General features: G+C 65.3%; 18 protein-coding genes. 7 read left to right on the forward strand and 11 right to left on the reverse strand.

Annotated elements, in window-relative coordinates:
* Nucleotides 1–133: 133 nt before the first annotated feature.
* Genes LCL94_RS05670 through LCL94_RS05680 form a run of 3 tightly spaced genes read left to right on the forward strand, consistent with a single transcriptional unit; the run spans nucleotide 134 to nucleotide 4058 of the window.
* Entirely contained in the window at nucleotides 134–2284 is a 2151-nt protein-coding gene (locus LCL94_RS05670; RefSeq protein ID WP_412070774.1) for a S9 family peptidase, read from the forward strand.
* The gene (locus tag LCL94_RS05675; RefSeq protein WP_224831362.1) at nucleotides 2281–3666 is read left to right on the forward strand and encodes a hypothetical protein; all 1386 of its coding nucleotides are present in this window, start codon (nucleotides 2281–2283) and stop codon (nucleotides 3664–3666) included. The genes LCL94_RS05670 and LCL94_RS05675 overlap by 4 nt, the downstream gene beginning before the upstream one ends.
* Nucleotides 3663–4058 carry an acyl-CoA thioesterase gene (locus LCL94_RS05680; protein WP_224831363.1) on the forward strand — a complete coding sequence of 132 codons (396 nt, stop codon included), beginning with the start codon at nucleotides 3663–3665 and terminating at the stop codon, nucleotides 4056–4058. Before LCL94_RS05675 ends, LCL94_RS05680 begins: the two co-directional genes overlap by 4 nt.
* Here the strand turns inward: LCL94_RS05680 and ald are convergent, their stop codons facing one another.
* The 4 genes from ald to LCL94_RS05700 form a co-directional block, all read right to left on the reverse strand.
* The gene (gene ald, locus LCL94_RS05685) at nucleotides 4059–5174 is read right to left on the reverse strand and encodes an alanine dehydrogenase (RefSeq protein WP_224831364.1); all 1116 of its coding nucleotides are present in this window, start codon (nucleotides 5172–5174) and stop codon (nucleotides 4059–4061) included.
* 78 nt (nucleotides 5175–5252) lie between these two features.
* Entirely contained in the window at nucleotides 5253–6803 is a 1551-nt protein-coding gene (locus tag LCL94_RS05690) for a DUF389 domain-containing protein (protein WP_224831365.1), read from the reverse strand.
* Nucleotides 6804–6812: 9 nt separating this feature from the next.
* Nucleotides 6813–9152 (reverse strand): FtsK/SpoIIIE family DNA translocase, encoded by a 2340-nt coding sequence (locus LCL94_RS05695; RefSeq protein WP_224831366.1) that lies wholly within the window; start codon nucleotides 9150–9152, stop codon nucleotides 6813–6815.
* 56 nt (nucleotides 9153–9208) lie between these two features.
* The gene (locus tag LCL94_RS05700) at nucleotides 9209–9790 is read right to left on the reverse strand and encodes a thiamine phosphate synthase (protein WP_224831367.1); all 582 of its coding nucleotides are present in this window, start codon (nucleotides 9788–9790) and stop codon (nucleotides 9209–9211) included.
* On the opposite strand from LCL94_RS05700, the gene LCL94_RS05705 reads away from it, so the two are divergent.
* Nucleotides 9789–10451, forward strand: a complete 663-nt coding sequence (locus LCL94_RS05705; protein ID WP_224831368.1) for a YggS family pyridoxal phosphate-dependent enzyme — start codon at nucleotides 9789–9791, stop codon at nucleotides 10449–10451. The genes LCL94_RS05700 and LCL94_RS05705 overlap by 2 nt on opposite strands.
* Nucleotides 10452–10534: 83 nt before the next feature.
* Here LCL94_RS05705 and LCL94_RS05710 read toward each other — a convergent pair whose 3' ends face one another.
* The 3 genes from LCL94_RS05710 to LCL94_RS05720 all read right to left on the reverse strand — a co-directional run bounded on the left by LCL94_RS05710 (nucleotide 10535) and on the right by LCL94_RS05720 (nucleotide 17791).
* Nucleotides 10535–13255: a TonB-dependent receptor gene (locus LCL94_RS05710; protein ID WP_224831369.1), complete on the reverse strand. Its 2721-nt coding sequence runs from the start codon at nucleotides 13253–13255 to the stop codon at nucleotides 10535–10537.
* 85 nt (nucleotides 13256–13340) lie between these two features.
* The gene (locus LCL94_RS05715) at nucleotides 13341–16100 is read right to left on the reverse strand and encodes a [protein-PII] uridylyltransferase (protein WP_224831370.1); all 2760 of its coding nucleotides are present in this window, start codon (nucleotides 16098–16100) and stop codon (nucleotides 13341–13343) included.
* 2 nt (nucleotides 16101–16102) lie between these two features.
* Nucleotides 16103–17791, reverse strand: coding sequence for a class I adenylate-forming enzyme family protein (locus LCL94_RS05720; protein ID WP_224831371.1), 1689 nt, complete (start codon nucleotides 17789–17791; stop codon nucleotides 16103–16105).
* A 173-nt stretch (nucleotides 17792–17964) separates the two neighbouring features.
* Between LCL94_RS05720 and lgt the strand changes: the two genes are divergently transcribed.
* The 3 genes from lgt (at nucleotide 17965) to LCL94_RS05735 (ending at nucleotide 20394) form a co-directional block, all read left to right on the forward strand.
* The gene (gene lgt, locus LCL94_RS05725; protein ID WP_160608388.1) at nucleotides 17965–18864 is read left to right on the forward strand and encodes a prolipoprotein diacylglyceryl transferase; all 900 of its coding nucleotides are present in this window, start codon (nucleotides 17965–17967) and stop codon (nucleotides 18862–18864) included.
* Entirely contained in the window at nucleotides 18861–19916 is a 1056-nt protein-coding gene (locus tag LCL94_RS05730; RefSeq protein ID WP_224831372.1) for a class I SAM-dependent methyltransferase, read from the forward strand. Before lgt ends, LCL94_RS05730 begins: the two co-directional genes overlap by 4 nt.
* Before the next feature lie 64 nt (nucleotides 19917–19980).
* The gene (locus LCL94_RS05735; protein WP_224831373.1) at nucleotides 19981–20394 is read left to right on the forward strand and encodes a DUF2147 domain-containing protein; all 414 of its coding nucleotides are present in this window, start codon (nucleotides 19981–19983) and stop codon (nucleotides 20392–20394) included.
* Nucleotide 20395: 1 nt separating this feature from the next.
* Here LCL94_RS05735 and LCL94_RS05740 read toward each other — a convergent pair whose 3' ends face one another.
* Genes LCL94_RS05740 through LCL94_RS05755 form a run of 4 tightly spaced genes read right to left on the reverse strand, consistent with a single transcriptional unit; the run spans nucleotide 20396 to nucleotide 24737 of the window.
* Nucleotides 20396–21934 carry an ABC transporter permease/substrate-binding protein gene (locus tag LCL94_RS05740; RefSeq protein ID WP_224831374.1) on the reverse strand — a complete coding sequence of 513 codons (1539 nt, stop codon included), beginning with the start codon at nucleotides 21932–21934 and terminating at the stop codon, nucleotides 20396–20398.
* A complete protein-coding gene (locus LCL94_RS05745; RefSeq protein WP_224831375.1) occupies nucleotides 21931–22698 on the reverse strand; it encodes an ATP-binding cassette domain-containing protein in 768 nt (255 codons plus the stop codon). The genes LCL94_RS05740 and LCL94_RS05745 overlap by 4 nt, the downstream gene beginning before the upstream one ends.
* Nucleotides 22695–23171 carry a hypothetical protein gene (locus tag LCL94_RS05750; RefSeq protein ID WP_224831376.1) on the reverse strand — a complete coding sequence of 159 codons (477 nt, stop codon included), beginning with the start codon at nucleotides 23169–23171 and terminating at the stop codon, nucleotides 22695–22697. Before LCL94_RS05750 ends, LCL94_RS05745 begins: the two co-directional genes overlap by 4 nt.
* A 45-nt stretch (nucleotides 23172–23216) precedes the next feature.
* On the reverse strand, nucleotides 23217–24737 hold the full coding sequence (locus LCL94_RS05755) for a sensor histidine kinase (RefSeq protein ID WP_224831377.1): 1521 nt from the start codon (nucleotides 24735–24737) through the stop codon (nucleotides 23217–23219).

The following is a 24737-nucleotide window of genomic DNA, read 5'->3' on the forward strand; positions in this document are numbered from 1 at the left end:
GTTCGTCGGGCGCCCTCCCGCATCGGTGGAGAGCGCGCTTGCGGCGAGGCGTCCCGCCGCATAGTCACTTTGCCAACTTAGCCACTCGCGGCACGGCTTTCCACCTTTGTGCCGCCCCGGGGAGAAATGATTCATGTCTTTGAAGCAAATGGCCGCGTGCCTATCTGCTGCCTCACTTCTCGCCGGCACCCCGATTGCCGCGCAAACATCCGAAGGGACTTCCGTGACTGCACCGACCTCGCCGCCCTCTGCAGAGAAGCGCGACCATTCCTATACCCACCACGGGATCACGATTTCCGACCCCTATCACTGGCTCAAGGACCAGGGTTATCCGGTCGTCGATGACGAGGACATCCTCGCCTATGTGAAGGCGGAGAACGCCTGGTTCGAGACGCGGATGGAGCCGCAGAAGGCGCTCGTCGACGAACTCTACGAAGAGATGAAGGCGCGCATCAAGGAAGACGATTCCACGGTGCCCCAGAAGGACGGCGACTGGCTCTACTGGACCGAGTTCGAGGAAGGCGCGGAATACCGCAAGTGGTACCGCAAGCCGGTGGCCGGCGGCGACAAGGTGCTGATCCTCGACGAGAACCAGCTTGCCGAAGGGCTCGACTATTTCCGCCTCGGTGCTTTCTCCGTGTCGAATAACGGTCGCTATCTCGCCTATTCGACGGACACCAATGGGTCCGAACGCTTCACTATCGTGATCAAGGACCTCGAGACGGGCGAAATGCTGGCGGACGAGATCCCCGGCACGCGTTCCGGCCCGACCTGGGTCATGGGCGACAAGGGCATCGTCTACGGCAAGAGCACCGAACAGTGGCGCACCCATGACGCGACGCTGCACGTGCTCGGCACGCCTGTGTCCGAGGACGTCGAACTCTACCGCGAGACGCAGGAAGAAGGCTTCAGCGTCGCTACCGGCCTGACCGCGCAGGAAGACTGGCTGGTCATCGCCACCGGCGACAACGAGACGAGCGAGATCCGCCTTGTCCGCGCCGACAATCCGACCGGCGAGCAGATCCTCGTCGCCCCGCGCAAGCGTGGCCGCGAGTATGACGTCGATGTGCGCGACGGCGTGCTCTACGTGCACACCAACGACGATCACGTGAACTTCCGCCTCGCCACGACCAGCCTCGACAAGCCCGGCGAATGGAAGACGCTGATCCCCGGTTCGGACGAATTCTACCTGTCCGGTTTCGAGCTGTTCAAGGACTTCTACGTCACCGAAGGGCGCCTGCGCGGCCTCGACCAGATCCAGCTGCGTTCCTACGAGGACCCGAACCTCGTGAAGCCGGTCGCCTTTACCGAGGCGAGTTTTTCGACCGGCCTGTCGAACAATCCCGAATACGATACCGACAGACTGCGCCTTGCCTATGAAAGCATGGTAACTCCGGATTCGGTGTTCGACTATCATGTGAAGACGGGCGAACTCGAACTCCTCAAGCAGCAGGAAATCCCGAGCGGCTACGACCCTTCGCTCTACAAGGTCGAGCGGATCGAGGTGAAGGCGCGCGACGGCACGATGGTGCCGGTCAGCATCGTCAGCCTGAAGGATCGCCCGATGGGCGGCGCGCTGCACCTTTATGCCTATGGCGCCTACGGCTTCGCCTATCCGCCGAACTTCTCGACCACGCGCCTCAGCCTGGTCGACCGCGGCTTTGCCTTCGCCATAGCGCATGTCCGCGGCGGCGATGATCTGGGCCGCAACTGGTATTTGCAGGGCAAGCTCAACGAGCGCACCAACACGTTCAACGACTTCGTCGACGTGGCTAAGGGCCTGATCGACAGGGGCTACACGCAGAAGGGCAAGATCTCCGCCAGCGGCGGTTCGGCCGGCGGCGAACTGATGGGCGTCGTGCTCAACACCGATCCCGACCTTTGGGGCGCGGTCGTGGCGCATGTGCCCTTCGTCGACGTGCTCAACACCATGCTCGACAAGGACCTGCCGCTGACGCCGGGCGAATGGCCGGAATGGGGCAACCCGATCGAGAGCAAGCAGGCCTTCGCCTATATCCTCAGCTACTCGCCTTACGACCAGGTCATCGCGCAGGACTATCCGCCGCTCTTGGTCACCGCCGGCCTCAACGATCCGCGCGTCACCTATTGGGAGCCCGCCAAGTGGGTCGCCAAGCTGCGCGAATACAAGACCGACGACAACGAGCTGCTCCTCAAGACCAACATGGGTGCAGGCCACGGCGGCAAGTCGGGCCGCTTCGCCTCGATCTATGAGGTTGCGGAGGAATACGCCTTTATCCTGTGGCAGCTCGGGATGACAAAATGAGGCTGGTGAGGGGGGTGCTCGCCCTCCTCCTCGCTGCTTTCGCAGCGCCGCTTGCAGCCGGGGATCGCGCCGACGAGCCGACACTGCGCGTCGAGGTCAGTCATACCGGCGACGACTGGCGCGCCACCTTCACGTTCCCCGAGGGCGCGAAGGACTGGGCTTTCGTGCGGTCCAACCGGGCGCGCGAACTCGATGCGAGCTGGCGCCTCGCCAGCTGGAAGGTCCTGACTCCCGGCGTAGAGCTGGTCCGCGAAGGGGAACGCGACGTCCTGCGCACCACCGGCGACGCGATGCCGGACAGCGTGACGATTGCCTTCGAGCCTTTCGGTCAGGATTTGTTCGCCGATTACGATCCGGCGATGGTCTTCAGCGACGGGACCGTGGCGCTCTTTACCGGCCACTTCCTTGCCAAGCCCTGGGCGGGCGAGACGGGCTTCGCAGCTTCGCAAGAGCCTGTGGCCGAGTTCGCATTCACGAACGGCTCCGGCGACCTCACCTACAAGGGGCGCGCATTCTCCTCGGTCACGACACACGACAGCGATACCTATGTCATTTTCGGGTCGCCTGAATTCATCGCCACCGAGCATTTCACGGGCCTGCTCGATCCGGCCATCCCGGGCTGGATGCTGGGAGAACTCGGCAGCTTCCTGCCGCAGGCGCTCGACGGCCTGACCGATCGGCTGCGCTCGCCTGCGCTGGGCGGCAAGCCCATGGTGATAGCGACATGGGCCGGACCGACGCCGGGCCGCATCAGCCGCGGCGGCAGCGTGTTGCCTGGGATCGTGACCCTGCGCTTCGAAGGCGAAGGCATGCTCGAAAAGCTGCCGGACGAAATCCAGCCGGTCCGCTGGTTCCTCTCGCACGAGACGGCGCATTTCTGGCTCGGCCAGACGGTCAGGCATCCCGACCAGACAGCGGCCTGGATCAGCGAAGGCGGCGCCTCGCTGCTCGCCTACCGGCTGATCCAGTCGATCGACCCGGCCCATGAACCGGGCTTCGATATCGCGCGCGAGTGGAAGGACTGCATCGAGCTTTCGGCCAAGGGACCGCTCGACGAGGCCGACAGCCGCCGCGATTACCGCGCTAATTACGCCTGCGGCACCGTGCTCGGCATGATCGCCGAAGGGGCGGCGCAGCAAAACGGGTCGCGCGACTTCTTCGATTTCTGGCGCTCGCTGATCGAGGCGAACCGTCGCGACATGGGCGGTGACGGGATCGTGTCGGTAAGCGACTGGCTCGCCCAGCTGACCCGCGAGAGCAAGGACCCGGATCTTGCCGCACGCGTCCGCCGCTTCATCCACGACGGGTCCGACGAACCGCAGGCAGACCTGTGCGCCATGCTGGCGCGCGTGGGCCGCCGCGCACCGGGATGCACCGCATGACCAAACTGTTCTCGAAAGAATTCACCGCCCGGCCCGAGCACATCGACGAGCTCGGGCACGTCAACAATGCCGTCTGGGTCCAATGGATTCAGGACCTTGCGACCAGCCACTGGGAAAGCACCGCGCGCGAGGAAGACCGTGCCGCCTGTTTCTGGGTCGTGACCCGGCACGAGATCGATTACCGCGGCAATGTCGACGAAGGCCAGGCGGTCACCGGCCAGACCTGGATCGAGGGCGAGCCGCGCGGAGCGACATCCGTGCGCCGCGTCGAGTTCCGCAACGAGGCGGGCAAGGTCATCGTTTCGGCATCGACCACATGGGCGATGCTCGACCGGGAAACCCAGCGCCTCGTCAGGGTGCGCAGCGAAGTGCTGGCACCCTTCCGGGACTGATCAGCCGACGAGTTCGCTGGTCGGACGGTAGGTGTAGCCGAGTTCGCGCGCGACGGCTTCGTAGGTCACTTCGCCGGCGTGGACATTGAGGCCTTCTGCCAGGTGCGGGTCGGTGCGCAGGGCTTCCTTCCAGCCGAGATCGGCGATGCGCAGCGCGTGCGGCAGCGTCACGTTGTTCAGCGCATAGGTGCTGGTACGCGCGACGGCGCCGGGCATGTTGGCGACGCAATAGTGCACGATGTCGTCGACCACGTAGGTCGGCTCAGCATGGGTCGTGGGACGGCTGGTTTCGAAGCAGCCGCCTTGGTCGATCGCGACGTCGACGAGGACCGCGCCCTTCTGCATGTCGCCCAGCATCTCGCGGGTGACCAGCTTGGGTGCGGCAGCGCCCGGGATCAGGACTGCACCGATGACGAGGTCGGCACCGCACACTGCGTCATGTAGGTTCGCGACATTGGAGAAGCGCGTCTTGGCGCGGCTTTCGAAATGCGTGCCGACACGCTCCAGCACTTCGGGATCGCGGTCGAGGATGGTGACGTCGGCACCAAGGCCTGCGGCCATCTGGGCGGCATTGAAGCCGACCACGCCGCCGCCGATGACGACGACCTTGCCCGGCATCACGCCCGGAACGCCGCCCAGCAGCACGCCGCGCCCGCCATGGGCCTTTTCGAGCGCGGTGGCGCCGGCCTGCACGCTCATGCGGCCTGCCACTTGGCTCATGGGCTTGAGCAGCGGGAGCGTACGGTTGGGACCGGTCACCGTTTCATAGGCGATCGCGGTGACACCGCTCGCCACGAGTTCCTTGGTCTGCTCCGGATCGGGCGCAAGGTGGAGATAGGTGTAGAGGATCTGGTCTTCGCGCAGCTTGGCCCGTTCGACCGCCTGCGGTTCCTTGACCTTCACCACCATTTCACACTCGGCGAAAATGGGGTCCGGCCCTTCGACGATCTTCGCGCCTGCGGCCTGATACTGCGCATCGGTCGCATCGATGCCGAGACCTGCGCCGGTCTCGATCCACACCTCGTGTCCGCGCGCCGTCAGCTCGCGCGCGCTTTCGGGCGTCAAGCCGACGCGATATTCGTGGTTCTTGATTTCCTTGGGGCAGCCGATGCGCATTGCCTGGGTCTCCTTCTCGGAACCAGCCGTTACGCCCGCGACGCCCCACCCGCAAGCACGGGCGGGGCGCGCGAAATCTTATTGCGGAAGCGCCTGCCAGCGCACTTCGATACGGCTGGCGGAACCGCCATCGGTTTGCGTTAGTGTCACGCCCTTGGCCCGCAATGCCGTAGCGACCGAATCGAAGGCCTCGCCCCGCCCGGCCAGAACGACACCCAGTCCGCGGCGGTCCGCAGCCCAGGCGATGACGTCCATGGCGACCTTGCCCGCCTCGTCCGGCTGACCGTCGATCAGCGTGATGGCGGGAAGCGGCAACATCGGCGGGTGCAGTTCGACGGTCCATCCCGGCATGCCTGCGTCGACACGGCCTTCCAGCATGCGCCAGCCGTCCAGTGTCAGGCCCGGCAGCTGCGATGCCTCCACCACGGCCCGGCGATTGTCGCGGTCGACAGTGACCTCGGTCTTGGGGACGCCTGCGACCATCGCGAGTTCGCCGACCATTTCGGAGATCTGCCGTTCGGTCGCCGCGGCCTGCTGTTCCGCGCGCGCCTTCACCAGTTCCGCCTGCTCGGCCGCACCCGGGTCGGCGCCCACGCGCAGCTGTTCGATGACGACGGTCACGGGGCGTTCGAACCGGCGCTCGAGGCGGCGCTTGATCTCTTCGTTCGCGCCGGTGTTGAACTGGGGCGTGAAGACCGTGGCGCTGATCTGAAGCGGCTCGGAATCCCAGTCGATGGCGGTGTCGCTGACCCGCGCCTTGTCCGGGAAACTGTCGGAAATCGTATCGATCACAACGCGCTGCGAGGTGGCCTCGAAGGCGATGTCGCGCAGCGAAAAGCCGAGCGGAATAGCCAGCGCGATGAAGACCACGAAGATGCCGACGTTCTGGAACCAACCCTGCCGCGCCGACAGATCGGTGCGGAAACCGTAGAGGCGCGCCATGATCGTTGCCGACAGGGCGATGGTCAGGAAGTTGGTGATGTAGAGCGCCAGCGCGCCGCCGAAGACCGTCCAGTTGGCGGTGGCAAGACCGTAACCGACAGCGGCAAGCGGCGGCATCAACGCCGTGGCGATGGCGACGCCGACGATTGTGCCTTCGCGTCCGCGAATGAGCGCATAGGAGCCTGCCAGCGAGGAAAACAATGCCACCAGCAGGTCGAACAGGTTCGGTTGCGTACGGGCAGCGATCTCGGGCGTGACGGTCTGCAGGGGCGACACCAAGACGATGAGCGCGGTGAACAGGACCGCCGCAATCGTCCCGATGGCGAGTGCGCGGATACTGATCTTGAGCCACTTGATCTTGCCCGAGGCCAGCGCGAAGCCCGCACCGATGATCGGGCTCATCAGCGGTGACAGCAGCATGGCGCCGATGACGACCGCAGGCGATGATAGCAGCATGCCGAGAATGGCAATGCCCGCCGACATCATGATCATGAAGATATAGCGCGGGCTGGTATCGCTCTCGCCGGCGACATTGGCGATAACGGCGGTATGGTCGACGCCTTCGATAACGCTGTCGAACCACCACCGGCGCAGCGGGACCAGCGCCCGGCCGATCGGACTGTGAACCCAGCCCGGCGTGGGGCGGCGGTCCGCTTCTTCGGCTTCAGGCGTGACGATACGGGCCATCGTGTCTCCCTAGATCGGGTTGCCGTCCTGGTCGCGATAAATCTCGCGTCGGCCGACATGGTTTGCGGGCCCGACCAGCCCTTCGCTTTCCATCCGCTCGATCCACTTGGCAGCGGTGTTGTAGCCGACCCCCATCTGGCGCTGCAGCCACGAGCCGCTCGCCTTCTGGTTCTCGACCACGATCTGGCAGGCCTGGCGGTACTTGCGCTCTTCCGGATTGTCGGAAGCGGTGAAATCGTCCTCGAAATTGAAGCCGCCGTCTTCCGGCTCTTCGGTAACGGCATCGACATAGTCGGGCTTGCCCTGGGCGCGCCAGTGATCGGCCACCCGCTCGACCTCCTCGTCGGCGACGAAGGGGCCGTGGACGCGGATCATCGCGCCGGTGTTCGGCTTGTAGAGCATGTCGCCCTTGCCCAGCAGCTGCTCCGCGCCCTGTTCGCCAAGGATCGTGCGGCTGTCGATGCGGCTGGTGACCTTGAAGCTGATGCGTGTCGGCAGGTTCGCCTTGATCACGCCGGTGATGACGTCGACCGAGGGGCGCTGCGTCGCCATAATCAGGTGGATGCCGGCGGCACGCGATTTTTGCGACAGGCGCTGGATCAGCACCTCGATCTCCTTGCCGACAGTGACCATGAGGTCGGCCAGCTCGTCCACGATCAGCACGATCAGCGGCAGCGGCTGGTAATCGAGCTGTTCTTCCTCGTAGAGTTCCTCGCCCGTTTCCGCATCGAAGCCCGTCTGCACGCGGCGGCCCAACGGCTTGCCCTTGGCGGCGGCCGCCTTCACCTTTTCGTTGAAGCCCGCGATGTTGCGCGAATTCACGCTGCTCATCATGCGGTAGCGCCGCTCCATTTCCTCGACCGCCCACTTCAGCGCGCGGACCGACTTCGCCGGCTCGGTCACCACGGGTGAAAGGAGGTGCGGGATATCGTCGTAGGTCTTGAGCTCCAGGACCTTGGGATCGATCAGGATCAGGCGGCACTCGTCGGGTGTGAAGCGGTAGAGCAGCGACAGCAGGATCGCGTTGAGCCCCACCGATTTGCCCGACCCCGTGGTACCTGCGACCAGCAGGTGCGGCATGGCTGCAAGGTCGGCGATGATCGGTTCGCCCGCGATGTCCTTGCCCAGGATCATCGGCAGTGAGCCCTTGCTGTCGACGAAGGCGGCCGAGGTCGCCAGTTCCTTGTAGCTGACCATCTGGCGGTCGGCGTTGGGCAGTTCGATGCCGATTACGGTCTTGCCCGGAATGGGGGAGACGCGCGCGCTGATCGCGCTCATGTTGCGGGCGATATCTTCGGCAAGCCCGACCACGCGGCTGGCCTTGATGCCGGGTGCCGGCTCCAGCTCGTACATGGTGACGACCGGACCGGCGCGCACCGCGGTGATCTCGCCCTTTACATTGAAGTCGTCGAGCACGTTTTCGAGCAGGCGCGCATTGCGCTCCAGCGCGATCTTGTCGAGCTTCTGCGCCGAATGCGGCGGCGCATCGTCGAGCAAATCGTGGCTGGGCAGCTGGTAATTGGCGAACATGTCGCGCTGCTTCGCCTTGGCCGGTTGCGAGCGTGCAGGAGCAGGCTTCGGATCGGCGATTTCGGGCGCGCGGCGGCGTTCCTGCGGCACGTCCTCGTCCGCATCGTCGTCGTCCTCGTCCACCTTGGGCCGGGCGCGGCGCGCCTTCTTCGGGACCAGCGGCAGGTCGATATCGGACAGTTCGACGCGCCGGTCGAAGAAGCGCGGCAGGGTGAAGAATTGCGCCCAGTCGAGCGCGAAGACCTTCGTTACCAGCGCCAGTCCGGCACCCAGCGACACGACACCGAGCGCGCCCGTAATCCAGCCGCTGAAATCGCCGCCGAAGCGGGTCGCCACTGCATCGATACCGCCTGCGCCCAGCAGGCCGGCAAGCCCGCCCGCGCCAGCCGGAAGGGGCCCGGGGCTGGTGTCGAACAACAGAGCGACGACCGTTCCCAGCAGAGCCATTGCCAAGAGCAGCAGGGCAAAGGGCCCCCACCATTTGCCCGGCGTTTCCTGCTCGTCGGCATTCTCGACACCCGTCCAGAGGCGGCGGGCCGAGATCCACAGCAGCGGCAGCAGAAGCAAGGCCGGAAGACCGAAATAGAAATAGGCGCGCTCTGCTATCCAGGCGCCGCTTGCTCCCATCCAGTTTGCCACCTGCGTACCGGCCGCAGCAGTCGAGGCACTGGGATCGGTTTGCGTATAGCTGGCCAGCGACAGGGCGAGGAACACCAGCATGAACAGCAGGAAGGCGGCGCCCGCCATGTGCGTGGCACGGCGCAGCGAACGGCGGAAAGCCGCCCGCCAATCGGGTTTGGCGCCTGCGCGCGATGCCATTGTCTTTCCCCTGGTCCGTCGTGAATCTGCAGTATGAATCGGGCAGGAGTCGCCCGTCAAGCGACCTTCGTCGAGGCGAGTCCGTCGATCGCGCCCCAGCGCGGCCAATCGAGTTCCCTTGCGCGCGCCTCGTCCATCCCGCCAAGCGCGATCACCGGCACCGGGGATTGCTGCGCGAGCACGCGAAAACCGAACACGCCGAGCGTTTCGCCGCCCGGGTGCGAGGCCGAGGGGAAGACGGGCGAGAGAAAGATGCCCGAGGCACCTAGCGCGAGGGCCTGCTGCATCTCCTCGCTGTCGTGCGCGGTCGCGAGCCACAACTTGCCCGGCGGCGGGTCGCCCGGGAGGTGCTCCGGCGAGCCGTATAGGCCGTCCGCATCCCACGCGGCGACCGTTTCCCAGTCTGCCCGCGAGAGGATCACGAGGTGTCGCCTCACCCGCGCCTTGGCGCAGAGCGTAACGTAACGCGCGCGGCGGGCGGCGGGATCGAGGTGGTAATGCCTGAAGACGATGCCCGACCCCTGCGGCAATCTCTCGAGCGCCTGCTCCAGCCCGGCATCGTTGCGCACATCCGAAAGGAGCCAAAGCAGTGGGAGGGACTGGCGCGCGTGCATGGGGACGCTATAGCGCCTCGCCATGGAAAAGGCAGAGACTCCGCTTCAAGAGGTCCGGGCGAAAATCGCCAAGGCCTGCACGATTGCCCGCCGCGATCCGGGCGAGGTGACGCTCGTCGCCGTCAGCAAGACGCATCCCGCAGAAGCGATCGAGCCCTTGCTGGTCGAAGGTCAGCGCCATTTCGGCGAGAACCGGGTGCAGGAAGCGCAAGGCAAGTGGCCCGAGCTGAAAGAGCGCTTTCCGGCAGCGGTGTTGCATCTGGTCGGCCAGTTGCAGTCGAACAAGGCGGAGGATGCTGTCGAACTGTTCGACGTGATCCATTCGCTCGACCGCTCCAGCCTCGTGAAAGCGCTGGCCAAGGCGAAAGAGAAGGCGGGACGCTGTCCCGAATGCTTCATCCAGGTCGACGTGGGCGAGGAGGACCAGAAGGGCGGCTGTGCGATTGCCGACCTGCCGGCACTGGTTGCCGAGGCACGGGAGGCAGGCATTCCGCTGGCGGGCCTCATGTGCATCCCTCCGGCCGATATCGAGCCTGCGCCCTTCTTCGCACTGCTCGACAAGCTGGCGCGCGACAACGGCCTTCCCGGCCGGTCCATGGGGATGAGCGGCGATTTCGAAACCGCCATCATGCTCGGTGCGACCCACGTGCGCGTGGGCACCGCGCTGTTCGGCGCGCGCGGCTGACCGTCAATCCCTAGTCTGCCAAAGGGAAAGGGCGCCGCCTTCCGGCAGCGCCCTTCCTTTTCTTGCCGTAACCGGCGCCGAGTTTAGAACTTGGCCTTGACCGTGACACCGTAGGTGCGCGGCTCGGCGAGGAACGCCGAGTAGGTCTGCTGCGGTGCGACGAACGGGGTGTTGAACGCGACCTGCGTGTAATCGACGTCGAACATGTTCTGCACCCAGCCCTCGATCGAGAAGCGGTCGGCGATATTGGTGAGGCCGATGCGGCCGTTGACCAGGATGTAGCCGTCCTGTTCCTTGCCGTAGAGCAGGTCCGAACCGGTGTTGTAGTCGCTGGTCATGCGGGCATTGATGAAGAACAGGCCCTCCATGCCGCTGTCACCGATCGGCGGGGTCCAGGTCAGCGAGCTGGTGCCGACCCATGCCGGTGCGTTCGACATGTTGTCGCCGGGCAGCAGGCGCAGCGCCGGATCGAGCGGAGCGCCCGCATCGCTACCAACCACATCGTCGGCAAAGCGCGTGTCGGCGTGGGTGATGCCCATGGTCATGGTGAGGTCGCGGATCGGGCTGAGCGAGGCTTCGAATTCGAAGCCCTGCGAAACCACACCCGGGCTCACATCGTCCGCAGCGCAGGCACCGGTGGCAGCGCTCGCGTCGCGATCACCGCCACTCAGGCTGGTGGAGCAGCCATTGATGTTCTGCACCAGGTAGACCGAGCCGTTGAAGGTGTTCAGCTGGAAGTTGCTGAACTCCTGGCGGAACGCGGCAAGGCTGACGCCCCAGCGACGACCCGAGTACTTCAGGCCCACTTCGTAGGCATCTACGGTTTCCTCGTCGAACTGCAGGATCGCAGGGTCGAGGTTCGCGACGCGCAGGGTCACCGGGTTGCCCAGTGCCGAACGGTCGAGGTTGAAACCGCCGGCCTTGTAGCCGCGCGAGTACGAACCGTAGACCAGCAGGTCATCGACCGGCTTCCAGCTCAGGATGGCAGTGCCGGTGAGCTTGTCTTCGTCACGCGAGTCCGAAAGCGACACGCCGTCGAGTTCGGCAGTCGAGTTGCCCTGGCACGACAGCGCGATGATGCCGCCGGCAAGGCCAGCAAGCGGCGTCGTCAGGAAGCTCGACAGCAGCGCGCGGTTCTGCGGGCAGATCACGTTGTCGTTGCTGAAGGTCGCGTCGAAGTCCTTGGTTTCGCTGGTGTAGCGAAGGCCCAGGGTCAGGTCGAGCGTATCGGTGATGTGGAAGATGTTGTGCGTGAAGACGGCGAAGTTTTCGCTCGTCTGGTTGTACACATCGCCCGTACCGCCGAGATCGTTGACGTTCGACAAGTTGGTGATGCCGGCCAGGATTGCCGGGGTGGCTGCGCCAAAGGCACCGGCACCGCCGTTTGCAGCCTGCAGCGCACCGCGGCCGGTGGCACCGAGGCAGTCCTGTGCCGCCGGGTTGACCAGCGCCGGGTTGATGGCGAGCGCGATACGGCAGCTCACGAAAGTGCCGTAGTCATTGCCGAAGCGCAGGTTGTCGCGCGTCTGCAGGTCTTCGTTGGCGTAATAGGCGCCGACCAGCCAGTCGAGCTTGTCGTTGAACGCCGTACCGTTGAGGCGGAATTCCTGCGTGAAGGTCGCGAACTCGCGCGCGCCGGCATTGTCACCGGGTTCACGGTACAGGATGTCGACGGTCGTGTAGTCGGTGTCCGAACCCTGCGTATTCGCATACTCGCGATAGGCGGTGATCGAGGTGAAGTTCACATTTCCGAGCGACCAGTTGAGTTCGCCCGAGATACCGTAATCCTCGGTCTCGCCGTCATAGCTGCGACCGGCAGTCGGGTAGATGTTGCGGTCGAAGGTCGACTGCGAAAGGGCGCGCGGATCCTGGCCGAGGCCGAGTAGCACGTTGACGATCGGGTTGCTCGTGCTGGTCAGCGCAGGCGATGCTCCGACCGGCTTCGCGAACGGGTCGAGGCCCGGCGAAACACGTGCGAACTGGGCGAAATCGGGCTGCACGAAGGTCGCAGCGCAGCAGGCTTCGTCCTTCTTGGAATAGTCGCCGATCAGGCGGAAGCTTACGTCGTCGTTCGGCTCGAACAGGACCTGCGCGCGAACGAGGTAACGATCGCGGTTGTTGACGTCGGTGTCATTGGTGACGTCGGTGTAGAAGCCGTCACGCTGGAACCAGACACCGTCGATGCGGGCTGCAACGCTGTCCGACAGCGGGGCGTTGACGCCGCCTTCGAAACGCAGGGCGTTGTAGTTGCCGAAGCTGGCGCTGGCATGGCCTTCGAACGCGAAGCTGGGCGGCGCGGTGAAGATGTTGAGCATGCCGGCCGAGGAGTTACGGCCGCCGAGCGTGCCCTGCGGGCCGCGCAGGATTTCGATGCGGTCGAGCGGGCCGAGTTCCGACAGGGCGTTACCCGAACGCGAACGGTAGACGCCGTCGACGAACACGGCAACCGAGCTTTCGAGGCCCGGGTTGTCGCCCACGGTGCCGATACCGCGGATACGCGCCGAACCGTTGGCTTCGTTACCGGTCGAGGAAACGAGCAGCGACGGGGCGACCTGGTTCAGCTCGCGGATGTCGGTGGTGCCGGAGTTTTCCAGCGTTTCGGCCGAAACTGCCGAAATTGCCACGGGGACGTCTGCCAGTTCCTGGGCACGGCCCTGGGCGGTAACGATGATGACCGGCGTATCCGCCTCGACATCGCCGCTGTCCGCAGCGTCGGCGGATTGGGCAAAAGCCGTCTGCGGGGCAAGTGCAAGACCTGCACCCATGAAAGCGAGCGTGCGCAACGAAACTGATGTTTTCCTCATGGGAAGACCTCTCCTCTGTGTTTCTCTCGAAATTTTGGATGGCGAATAGGTATGCAAAACGCAACTATCAAACGTCAAACGGCTGTCAGGCGTCTTCCAACCGTGCCTGCATTGCATCACTTGCCGCTTCGACGAGGCGCGCCTCGATAGTGTTCAAACGCTCCCCTTCCACCAGCTTGCCGCCTGTAAGATCAGTGACATAGAAGGTATCTGCGGCCCGTTCGCCGTAATTGGTGATGTGTGCGGAATGCACCACCAAGCGGTTTTCGAACAACACTCTTGCAAGCCGGTTGAGCAGCGCCGGACGGTCGCGGGCATTGACCTCGATCACGGTGAAGCGGTTGGACGCCTTGTGGTCGAACAGGACACGCGGGCTCACATCGAAGGCGCGCGAACGGCTGTGTGGCAGGGGACGCTGGGCCAGCTTGGGCGCAAGATCGATGCGGTTCGCCAGCGCATCGGCGATGGTCGTCTCGATCCTTTTCAGCTGCGAAGCTTCCCGGAAAGGCGCGCCATGCGGGTCCTGGACGAGGAAGTTGTCGAGCGCCCAGCCGTTCCGCGTCGTATGGATGCGGGCATCGATGATATTGCCGCCGGCCAGGTGGATTCCGCCGGCAATACGGTAAAACAGGCCCGGGTGGTCAGCGGCGATGACCGTGACGAGCGTTGCCCCGCGCGCCTCGTAATACTCGCAATGGACCGAAAGCGCGTGCTCGAGCTCGCGCGCCGCCGCGTAGTGCAAGAGGTTGAGGGCGATGATGTCGACGGGTTCTGCAATCCAGTAGGAATCGTCGAAGGTTGCGGACAACTCTTCTATCAGGGCGGCCTTGTCGCCCAGCAGTTCGGCGGCCTGCGCTTTCTTCGCGGCGACCTTTTCCTTGCGGCCATGACGCATGTGACCAAGGCGCAAACGCTCCGACGCCGTGTCGTAAAGCTCGCCCAGCAGCTGGCCTTTCCAGCTGTTCCACGTGCCCGGCCCGACCGCGCGGATATCGACCGCGGTGAGGATGGCGAGATGGCGCAAGCGCTCCGTGCTCTGCACCTGGCCGACGAAATCCTCGATCGTCTTGGGGTCGGTGAGGTCACGCTTTTGCGCGACATGGCTCATCAGCAGGTGATTGAGCACCAGCCAGGCGACCAGTTCGGTCTCGTTCTCGCTCAGGCCGAAGCGCGGACACAGCTCGCGCGCCACCTCGGCGCCGAGGATGGAATGGTCCCCCTTGCGGCCCTTGGCAATGTCGTGAAGCAGCGCGGCGACATAGGCGACACGGCGCGAGTTGACCTTGTGGATGAGGCGGGTTGCGCGCGGATGGTCCGCTTTCAGCTCGCCCTTTTCGATCTGGCTCAGCAGGCCGATGGCGCGGATGGTGTGCTCGTCCACCGTGTAGTGGTGGTACATGTCGAACTGCATCTGCGCGTTGACCTTGCCGAAATCGGGCACGAAGCGGCCGAACACGCCGGCCTCGTTCATCCACCGCAGGACCGTTTCGGGATCGTTACGGCCGCTCAGCAGGTCGAGGAACAGAGCGTTGGCGCGCGGGTCTTCGCGCACGGCATTGTCGATCAGCTTCGCATCGCGCGCCGCCTGCCGCATGGTCTCCGGATGAATGTCGAGACTTTCCGCCTCGGCGACCTGGAAGATCTCGACCAGCCTGACCGGGTCCTTGCGGAAATAGTCGTCCGAGGGCGCCGCGATACGCCCGCCGAAGACGCGGTAGCCCTTGAGGACGCGCGGCTTCTGCCGGAAGGTCGCGAAAAAGCCGCTACGCGCGGCGCGCTGGGCCAGGTCGTCCTCGATATGGGCGAGGAAGACGCCGGTCAGGCTGCCCACCCGCTTCGCCTGCAGGAAATAGAACTGCATGAACCGCTCGACCGCGCTCTTGCCCGGGCGGTCGGCGAAATTCATCCGCTCCGCCACGCGCCGCTGCAAGTCGAAGGTGAGCCGGTCGTCCGCGCGGCCGGTCAGGATGTGCATGTGGCAGCGCACGGCGAGCAGGAACCGCTCTGCCCGGCGGAAGGTGCGGTATTCATTGTCGGTCATCAGCCCGACATCGACCAGTTCCGACGCACTGCGCACACGGTGGAGGAACTTGCCGATCCAGTAGAGCGTCTGGAGATCGCGCAAGCCCCCCTTGCCGTCCTTGACGTTGGGTTCGACGACATAGCGGCTGTCGCCCATACGGCGGTGGCGAGCGTTGCGCTCTTCCAGCTTCTGGCTGAGGAAGGCGCGTTCGTTTCCCTTCACCACCTCGGCGGTGAACCGTCGCTCGCCCTCTTCATAGAGGTCGCGGTCGCCCCAGACATAGCGCCCTTCGAGAAGCGCGGTCCGGATCGTGAGGTCGTCCTTCGCAAGGCGGATCGCCTCGTCCAGCGTGCGGGTCGAATGGCCGACCTTGAGGCCGAGGTCCCACAGCAGGTAGAGCATCGCTTCCACCACCTGCTCGCACCAGGCGTTGCGCCGTTCGCCCACGAGGAAGGCGATGTCGACGTCGGAATGGGGTGCCATTTCGGCGCGACCGTATCCGCCTACCGCCATGATCGCCAGCCGCTCTCCCGAAGAGCGGTTCGGTGCCGGGTAGACGAAGCGCGTCACATATTCGTGGATGACGCGGATCAGCTGGTCGACGAGGAACGAGTACCCGCCCGCGATGGCATGACCCGCAGACGGGCGTGCCGTCAGCCGGGCTTCCATTTCGGCCCGCCCGGCCTCAAGCGCTTCCTTCAGCGCGGCAACGACTTCGCCGCGCGCCTTTGCGCCCCGCTCGCCGGCCAGCGCCTCGATCCGCGAGGCTAGCGCCCGTCGGTCGATGATTGCGCGCTGGTCCGGGATCCGGGGCTCGCCCAAGCCTAGAGGAGCTCCTTGGCGAAAGTCGCCTTGACCGTGCGCTTGTCCACCTTCTGCGTGCCGAGACGCGGGAGGTGGTCGGTCGAACGGAACACATGCGCGGGGATCTTGAAGGCCGCGATGTGCTCGGCAAGGAATTCGCGCAGATCGTCGGGCGTCAAATCCTTGCCCGGGTGGGTCATGTAGACCGCCGCCGGGATTTCCCCGAAGCGTTCGTCCGGCACGCCGAAGACGCTGCATTCGGCCACCGCTTCATGCGCGTAGATGGCCTCTTCCACCTCGATGCAGGAGATGTTCTCGCCGCCACGGATGATGATGTCCTTCTTGCGGTCGACGATGAAGAGGTATCCGTCCTCGTCGACGTAACCGAGGTCGCCGGTGCGGAAATAGGCATCGTCCGTATAGGCAGACTTGGTCGCGTCCTCGTTCTTCCAGTAGCCGAGGAAGTTGCACACCGAGCGGATGCAGACCTCGCCCACTGCGCCCGATGCCAGCTTGTTGCCGTCATCGTCGAGGATGGCGAGGTCGACCAACGGCTTCGACGCCATGCCGGTCGAACCAGGCTTGGCGATGTAGTTCTCGTTGAGATTGCCGCAGCCCACCGCATTGGTTTCGGTGAGGCCGTAGCCCAATAGCGGGAAGCCTTCGGGGAAGGCGTCCTTGATCTTCTTGACGTGTTCGGGCGGGCGCGGCGAACCGCCGGCAGCAAAGCTCTTGCAGCTCGACAGGTCGAACTGGTCACGCTCGGGATGGGTGGCCATTTCGTAGCTCATCAGCGGCACGCCGACGAAATAGGTGACCTTTTCCTCGTCCAGCAGGCGCAGCGCCTCGCGCGCGTCCCACTTGGGCATCAGCACCAGCTTGCGCCCCAGGGCGAAGCTCTGGAGGAACAGCGGGATTTCGCCGGTGACGTGGAACAGCGGCACGGCGACCAGCGCGGACGGCTGGACGGTCGGGGCCTCACCGCGCTCGGTCAGGATCTGCAGGATCATGGCGGTCTGCGCGACATAGTTCATCGTGCCCGACACCACGCCGAGGTGATCCGAATAGGCGCCCTTGGGATGGCCGGTCGAACCCGAGGTGTAGAGGATGGTGGCAAGGTCGGACGGGCCGAGTTCGCCAAGCATCTTCATCGCCGTATCGCCATCTGCCCAGATCTCGGACAGGCCGGAGGCGGGTTCGCCGTGACCGAAGATGACGACCTTGGCCTTGATGTCCGCATCTTCCATGCGCGCGGCGCGCGGCGCGTCGGCAAGGATCAGCGAACAGCCGCACAGGTCGATGCCGTAAGCGAGTTCCTCGCCCGTCCACCAGCCGTTGAGCAGCGTAGCGCAGCCGCCGGCCATCAGCGTGCCCATGTAGGCGATCATCCAGTTGGCGGAGTTGCGGGCGGCGATGCCGACCCGGTCGCCCTTCTTGACGCCGTGGAAAGTGGCAAGGCCGTGGGCGACCTTGGTCGCGGCGGCGTAGACGTCACCGAAGGTCAGGCGCAGGTCGCCATCGACCAGGAAGAGTTCGTCCTTCTTCTCGTTGCAGAAGTGGGCGAAGTAATGCGCCAGGCTCGGCGGCGCATTGACGAATGCAGGCATTTCGACGCCGCGGCGTTCGACCGTCTTCAGTTCGAACATCTGACCCGGGGCGGTCACGGCTGCGGTAAAACGATGGATATCCTTGTCGAGTTCGGTCGGCATGGTCGTTCGGTTTCCTCTCTCCATTTCACGCGCAAGGCGACAAATCGCTTCCCATCGCCCGCTGGACGATGAAGTTGCGACGCAGGCTTTCCCCAAAACCCCTGCTATGCCAAAAGCCGCCCCGCAACGGGTCGCGCACGCGGCTTTCGACACGTCTCTAAGGGGATAAAACCTTGCTGTCACTATTGGCTGCAACTGCAGCTTCTGCCGAACCGATCCAGTGGGCCGAACTGGGTCTCAGGCCCTACCTGTTCGACATCGGCGGTTTCCAGCTGCGCTATTATTCGCTCGCCTACCTGCTCGGCATCCTGCTGGGGTACTGGCACCTGTCGAAGATGGTGAAGGCGCCCGGAAGCCCGATGGCGCAGCGCCATGCGGACGATTTATTCTTTTACTGCACGCTCGGCGTGATCCTTGGCGGAAGGCTCGGCTACGCGGCCTTCTATAAGCCCGAACTGTTCACCGGCTTCACCGCGGGCGAATTCGTGAGCTGGGACCTGCTGCGCCTGTGGGACGGCGGGATGAGCTTCCACGGCGGCGTCATCGGCGTGCTGGTGGCGATCAGCTGGGTGGCCCTGCGTGGCGGCCTCAACTGGCTGCGGGTGTGCGACTATATCTCGGTCAACGTGCCGCTCGCCTACATGCTGGGCCGCATCGCCAACTTCATCAACGGCGAGCTTTACGGCCGCCCGGTGGAAGGCGACATTGCCTGGGCCATGGTGTTCCCGGGCGGCGGCGATGTCGCACGCCATCCCTCGCAGCTCTACCAGGCTGGCCTTGAAGGGCTGCTGCTGGGCATCCTCCTCATCGCGTTGTTCTGGAAAACCCGGGCGCGCTACCGTCCCGGCCTGCTGGTCGGCCTGTTCACCATCGGCATGGGCATCGGCCGCTTCGTCAGCGAGTTCTTCCGCGAACCCGATGCGCACCTTGCCTATGTGGTGGCGGAAACCGGCCTGTCGCGCGGCCAGTGGCTGAGCTTGCCCATGATCGCGGTCGGCGTGATCGTCATGATCTATGCCTTTACCCGCCAGCCGATCGGCAAGGCCAAACCCGCCGCGCCGCAATCGGCATGAGCGCAGCCGGCGGCGAAACGCCGCTTGCGCAAAGCTTCAGGCGGCTGATCGAGCGGCACGGGCCGATGCCCGTGTCGCGCTACATGGGCGAAAGCAACGCGCGCTATTACACCAGCCGCGATCCCCTGGGGGCGGGCGGCGATTTCACCACCGCACCCGAAATCAGCCAGATGTTCGGCGAGATGGTGGGGCTGTGGTGCACCGACCTGTGGCTGCGGGCAGACCGCCCCGAGATCGCTTGGGTGGAGCTGGGCCCGGGACGCGGCACGCTCGCGCGCGATGCGCTGCGTGCCATGGGCAGCCAGGGCCTCCAGCCCGAAATCCACCTTGTGGAAGGCTCCTCGGCGCTGCGCGAGAAGCAGGCCGACGCGCTGGTCGCCGCCCGTTTCCACGACACTATCGACACGCTGCCCGACGACCGGCCGCTGGTCGTGGTCGCCAATGAATTCATCGACGCGCTTCCGATCCGCCAGCTGGTCAACACGCCCGATGGCTGGCGCGAGCGGATGGTCGCGCTGGACGATGACCGCTTCGTTTTCGCTGCCGGCCCCAATCCCATGGACGAGGCCGTTCCGCAGGACCGCTGCGATGTGCCGGTGGGCACCGTCATCGAGACTTGTCCCGCAGCTGCCGCTCTGATCAGCGCGCTCGGCGAGCGGCTGCGCGATCAGGGCGGCGCGGCGCTGTTCATCGACTACGGCCATTTGGAGCCCCGCAACGGGGAAACGCTGCAGGCTCTCCGCGCGCACGAAAAGGTCGGCGTGTTCGACCATCCGGGCGAGATGGACCTCACCGCCCATGTCGATTTTGCCACTTTGGCGGATATCGCACGTGGGGCGGGCCTGCAGGTGGCCACCGCCACACAGGGCGAATGGTTGCTCGCCATGGGCATGGGCCTTCGGGCACAGGCGCTTGCCCGGCGCAGCCCCGATCACGCGCAGGCCGTCTCGCAGGCATTCCACCGCCTGACTTCAGCAGACGAGATGGGCGAATTGTTCAAGGTAATGGCCGTTTCAGCACCCGGCTGGCCGCAGGGCGCCGGCTTCGGCTGAGGTTCATATGCACCCGGCCAAAAAGCTGTAACCGGCAATCGCTTTGGCGCGGATGGAGAATGGCATGAGGAAAACGAGCCTGGCACTCGCCGCGCTGCTTTGCGCAACCCCGCTGCTGGCCGCCCAGCCGATCGAGGGGCGCTGGATCACGGCCGAAAAAGACGCGGTGATCACGATCGGCGAGTGTGGCAGTTCGACCTGCGGCCGGATCACCAAGTTCCTCGTCGCACCGCCGCAGGGCCTCGACCAGCGCGATGTGAACAATGCCGATGCGAAGCTGCGCCAGCGCAAGCTCCTCGGCATGCCGGTCCTCACCGGCTTCAGCGAAGATGCCGAACTGTGGCGCGGCCAGATCTACGATCCCAAGAGCGGCAAGACCTATCGCTCGGTAATCAGGCGCAAGGACGCCAACCGGCTGGAAGTGAAAGGCTGCATCGGGCCCTTCTGCCAGACGCAGGTCTGGACCCGCGCCCGTTGAACTAGAGGCCGGCCTTTTCGGCCAGCCGTCGGGCAGCCTCGTCGAAGCCGAGCTTGTCCTGTTCGCGGTCGACCGAGAAATTCGCCTCGCGCATCATGTGCACGTCGATCGCCCCGATCAGCGGCATCAGCGCGGCCCTCAACGCGCCGTTCCCGGCAGCCTGCGGGCTCAGCAGCAACACCGCATCGTAGTTGGGGAATGCCCCTAGCGGATCGTCGAGGATGACGAGCCGGTCGGCGACGATACGGCCGTCTGACGTATAGGCACCGATGATGTCCGCTTCGCCGGATCGCAGCGCATTGTACATGAAGGTGGGCGAGAAATTCCGCTGCTCGGCAAAGCGCAGGCCGTAAGCATCGCGCACCGCAATCCATTCGGGCCGCTCGAAAAATTCCGGGTCGCCGCCGATCACCATCGCCTGCCCGCGCCGTGCCACGTCTGTAATGGAATGGAATTCACCGAAAGTCGCGGTTTCGCGTTGCATGGCGAGGCCATAGGCGTTTTCGAAACCGAGCCGCCCGAGCACCTCCATTCCGGTATTCGCCTCCTCCCATTCCACAATCTCGCGATACATCCGCTCGCGCGGCGGGTTCTCGGTGCGCTTCATCTGGTTGGTCCAGATGGTACCCGTGTAATCGACATAGATATCGATCTCGCCGCTGGCTGCCGCGCTGTGGGCCACTGCCGAACCCAGCCCGTCGCGATATTCGACGGCGAAGCCTTCCGCTTCGAGCCATTGGCCGATCAGGCGGGCGAGGATGTATTGTTCCGAAAAGCCCTTGGCGCCGATCACGATGCGCCCCTCGTCCCTCTCTCCCCCGAACTGCGCTACCAGCGCCGCGGCGACGCCCAGCGCCACGGCCAGCACCCCGCCAAGCCAGAGACCGCGCCGCCGCTCGCGAAAACCGCGCTCGATCGTGCCCAGCAGCGTGTCCGCCAGGAGGGCGAGGCCGGCGCTGGCAAGGCACCCGGCAAGGACAAGGATCCAGTTCTGCGTCTGCAGGCCGGCAAAGATCGGGTCGCCCAGGCTCTTTTGCCCGATGGTGGTCGCCAGCGTGGCTGCACCGATGGTCCAGACGGCTGCCGTCCTGATCCCGGCCATGACATAGGGCGCGGCCAGCGGGGCCTCCACCAGGCGCAGGCGCTGCCAGAAACTCATGCCCACGCCTTCCGCCGCCTCGATCACGCCGGGATCGAGATTGGCCTGCGCGGTCACCGCATTGCGCAGGATCGGCAGCAGGGCGTAGAGCGCCAGCGCGAGCAGCGCGGGCAGGAAACCCAGCGTCGGCAACCCTTCCCCGAAAACCGCACGAAGGCTCAGCAGGATCGGGAAGAACAGCGCCAGCAGGGCAAGCGCCGGAATGGTCTGGACGAGGCTGGCAAAGGCCAGCGATGCGCGCGACACGGCGGGGGCACGGCTGGCCCAGACCGCCAGCGGCAGCGCCACGGCGATGCCCAGCGCGATGGCCGCAGCCGACAGGAGGACATGGGCGGCCAGCTGGTCGCCGAGCCCCGTGATGGCGTCGAGCAGGCCGGTCACCGAGACAGCTCCGCCAGCCGCTGCGCCTGGTGACGCGGCACCGCAACGAGCGCCTGCGCCGCCTCGCCGCCATTACCCGCAACGAGGGCAGACGGGGTCTCGTCTGCCACGATGCGACCCGCCTCCATCACCAGCACGCGGTCGGCCAGCAGCAGGGCTTCGGTCATGTCGTGCGTTACCATGACAGTGGTCAACCCGAGGCGGCGGTGAAGGTCGAGCACCCGTTCACCAAGCGCGTCGCGCGTAACGGGATCGAGCGCTCCGAAGGGTTCGTCCATCAGCAGGATCGACGGCTCGCTCGCCAGCGCCCGCGCGACGCCGACGCGCTGGCGCTGCCCGCCGCTGAGTTCGTCAGGCATGCGCGTGGACATGCCGGGGTCGAGGTCGACGAGTTCGAGCAGGGCGGAAATCCGCGCCGTGCCCACCGGTTCCCCCGCGATACGCGGCCCGATCCCGATGTTTTCCGCCACCGTCATGTGCGGGAAGAGCCCGACCGACTGGAAGACATAGCCGATGCTGCGGCGCAGGCGCGCAAGTGGGACCGAGGCGACTTCGCGCCCTTGCAGGACCACGTGCCCGGCATCGGGATCGACCAGCCGGTTGACGGTCTTCAGCAATGTCGACTTGCCCGAACCCGAGGCACCGACCAGCGCGACGAACTGGCCTGAGGGGATGGCGAGGGTGACGGATTCGACCGCCCGCACATTGCCGAATTGCTTGCAGACACCCTCGAATGAAAGCGCCGTCTCGCCGGATTCGCTCACTGTGCGGCTTCGGCGGTTTCTGCGTCCTGCGGCGCCTCGTAGGCGACCTTTTCGAGCTGGACCCGGCGACCGCCACCCGAAGTTACGATGAGCTTGTCATCGTTGAGCTTGCCCGTTTCCCAGCACCTTTCGCTCACATTGTCCCCTTCGGGCCGGAAACAGAGTAGGACCTGGCCGTCTTCGTCGTCCGGGGCCGCTTCCAGCGACCAGCCGCCTTCCTGCCAGGGATCGCCGTTGCGCAGGTCGCGGTAGCGCCCTTCCGCGTCCAGATAGGTGACATAGCGGGCACCGTCCTCGGCAGAGACGCGCCAAGCCGTGCCGACGAATTCCTTCAGCTCCCTCGCCTCTTCGGCCGCTTCGGTAGAGGCCGCGACATCGGCCGGACCGTCTGCAGCTCCATCCTCTTCGGCCGCGCAGGCGGACAGAGCAAGGGCGGCGGAAAGGAGGACGGCAGAGCTGACGAGTGATTTCATGGTATCCGGCATAACCCCTGTACCCGCCGCTGGCGACCCCTGCCCCTATCCGGCGATGGATGCAGACGGGATCCGTAGTTCGACCCTCAGGCCGTCGTCTTCGAATTCGCGGGTGAACTGGCCCGACAGCTGACCTTCGACAGCCGTGCGCAGGAGGCGCGACCCGAAGCCTTCGCTCGCCTGCTCGGCCTGCGCAAAACCGTCGGATTGTTCGCGCCACGAGAGGCACACCGTGCCTTCGCCATCGCAATCGGCATTGACGCCGACCGTGACCTTGCCGCCGTCCCGCGACAGGGCCCCGTACTTGGCTGCATTGGTGGCAAGTTCGTGAATGATCAGCGCCAGCGGCGTCGCCGCGCGCGGGCCGATTGCAACGTCGCCGCCGGAAATCTCGATCCGCGCCGCAGCGCCATCCTGGTAGGGTGCCAGCAGCGCATCGAGCAACCCGACCAGATGCTCCTTGCGGCTCGGCGATGCCGGCTGGACGTAGTCGTGCGCCTTGCCCAGCGCGCGAATGGTCGTCGACAGCGCCTCGGCGTAATCCGCCACGGTTTCCTTGCCCCGCGAGTGGAGGGTCACGAGGCCGGAGACCACAGCGAAGATATTCTTGATCCGGTGGGACAGCTCTTTCGCCAGCAAATCGCGCATTTCGGAGGTGCGGTGCGCCTCGTCGATGTCGATGACTGTCCCGAACCATCGGCGGCCGCCCGGCTCCCCGTCGACCGGCATGGCACGGCTCAGCACCCAGCGATAGCTGCCGTCCGCCTGCCGCAGCCGCCACTCGTCGTTGAACAGCCGTTCCTCGCCGAAGGCCTTGTCCCAGCTGGCGCGGCTACGGGCATAGTCATCGGGATGGATGAAGTCCGCCCAGGCATCCGCTGTGCGCGGCGGGTCGCGGCCTGTGACCTCTTTCCAGCGCCCGCTGAACATGTCGAAATTGCCCTCGTGATCGACCGACCAGGCAATACCCGGCACCGAATCGAGCATGTGCTGCAATTCGCGCTGCCGCGCCTCGAGCGCCGCAATGGCAGCGCGGTCCTGCCGCTGGATCAGCAACCGCTGCATGACACTCGTCGCGAGGACTTCCAGCCCTTCGCGCTGCAGGTCGCTCAACCCTTCGCGCGGAACTGTATCGATGACACAGAGCGAGCCGAGCGGCGCACCCTCGCTCGAGATGAGCGGGGCACCGGCATAGAACCGGATATGGGGTGCGCCGGTGACCAGCGGGTTGCTGCTGAAACGCGGGTCCAGCGTTGCATCGGGCACGACCATCGTCGCATCGCCGAGCATTGCATGGGCGCAGAAACTGGTCGGCCGCGGGGTTTCCCCGACCTCCAGCCCCTGCTTGGCAAGGAACCGCTGGCGCTCTTCTTCCACCAGTGAAACCAGCGCGATCGGCGCTTCGCAAAGCGTTGCGGCAAACTGGACGATGCGCGACAATTCCGGTGCGCCTTCCAGCGCATCGAGCCCGTAGGACGCCATGATGGCAAGCCGGTCCTCTTCCCCGCACACGGCAGAGTTGGGGCTGGCGCCAGTGGGCCAGGGAAGGCGGGGTCGATAAGCCAT

The sequence above is a fragment of the Qipengyuania gaetbuli genome (assembly GCF_020171365.1).
GTDB classification, from domain to species: Bacteria; Pseudomonadota; Alphaproteobacteria; order Sphingomonadales; family Sphingomonadaceae; genus Qipengyuania; species Qipengyuania gaetbuli_B.

Coding starts and splice junctions, on each gene's coding strand:
- LCL94_RS05750 (WP_224831376.1), bottom strand. CDS start 23,171: ATGAAATCACTCGTCAGCTCTGCCGTCCTCCTTTCCGCCGCCCTTGCT.
- LCL94_RS05675 (WP_224831362.1), top strand. CDS start 2,281: ATGAGGCTGGTGAGGGGGGTGCTCGCCCTCCTCCTCGCTGCTTTCGCA.
- LCL94_RS05705 (WP_224831368.1), top strand. CDS start 9,789: ATGGAAAAGGCAGAGACTCCGCTTCAAGAGGTCCGGGCGAAAATCGCC.
- LCL94_RS05730 (WP_224831372.1), top strand. CDS start 18,861: ATGAGCGCAGCCGGCGGCGAAACGCCGCTTGCGCAAAGCTTCAGGCGG.
- LCL94_RS05700 (WP_224831367.1), bottom strand. CDS start 9,790: ATGGCGAGGCGCTATAGCGTCCCCATGCACGCGCGCCAGTCCCTCCCA.
- LCL94_RS05720 (WP_224831371.1), bottom strand. CDS start 17,791: ATGCCGACCGAACTCGACAAGGATATCCATCGTTTTACCGCAGCCGTG.
- LCL94_RS05710 (WP_224831369.1), bottom strand. CDS start 13,255: ATGAGGAAAACATCAGTTTCGTTGCGCACGCTCGCTTTCATGGGTGCA.
- LCL94_RS05755 (WP_224831377.1), bottom strand. CDS start 24,737: ATGGCTTATCGACCCCGCCTTCCCTGGCCCACTGGCGCCAGCCCCAAC.
- ald (WP_224831364.1), bottom strand. CDS start 5,174: ATGCGCATCGGCTGCCCCAAGGAAATCAAGAACCACGAATATCGCGTC.
- LCL94_RS05695 (WP_224831366.1), bottom strand. CDS start 9,152: ATGGCATCGCGCGCAGGCGCCAAACCCGATTGGCGGGCGGCTTTCCGC.
- LCL94_RS05680 (WP_224831363.1), top strand. CDS start 3,663: ATGACCAAACTGTTCTCGAAAGAATTCACCGCCCGGCCCGAGCACATC.
- LCL94_RS05735 (WP_224831373.1), top strand. CDS start 19,981: ATGAGGAAAACGAGCCTGGCACTCGCCGCGCTGCTTTGCGCAACCCCG.
- LCL94_RS05690 (WP_224831365.1), bottom strand. CDS start 6,803: ATGGCCCGTATCGTCACGCCTGAAGCCGAAGAAGCGGACCGCCGCCCC.
- LCL94_RS05670 (WP_412070774.1), top strand. CDS start 134: ATGTCTTTGAAGCAAATGGCCGCGTGCCTATCTGCTGCCTCACTTCTC.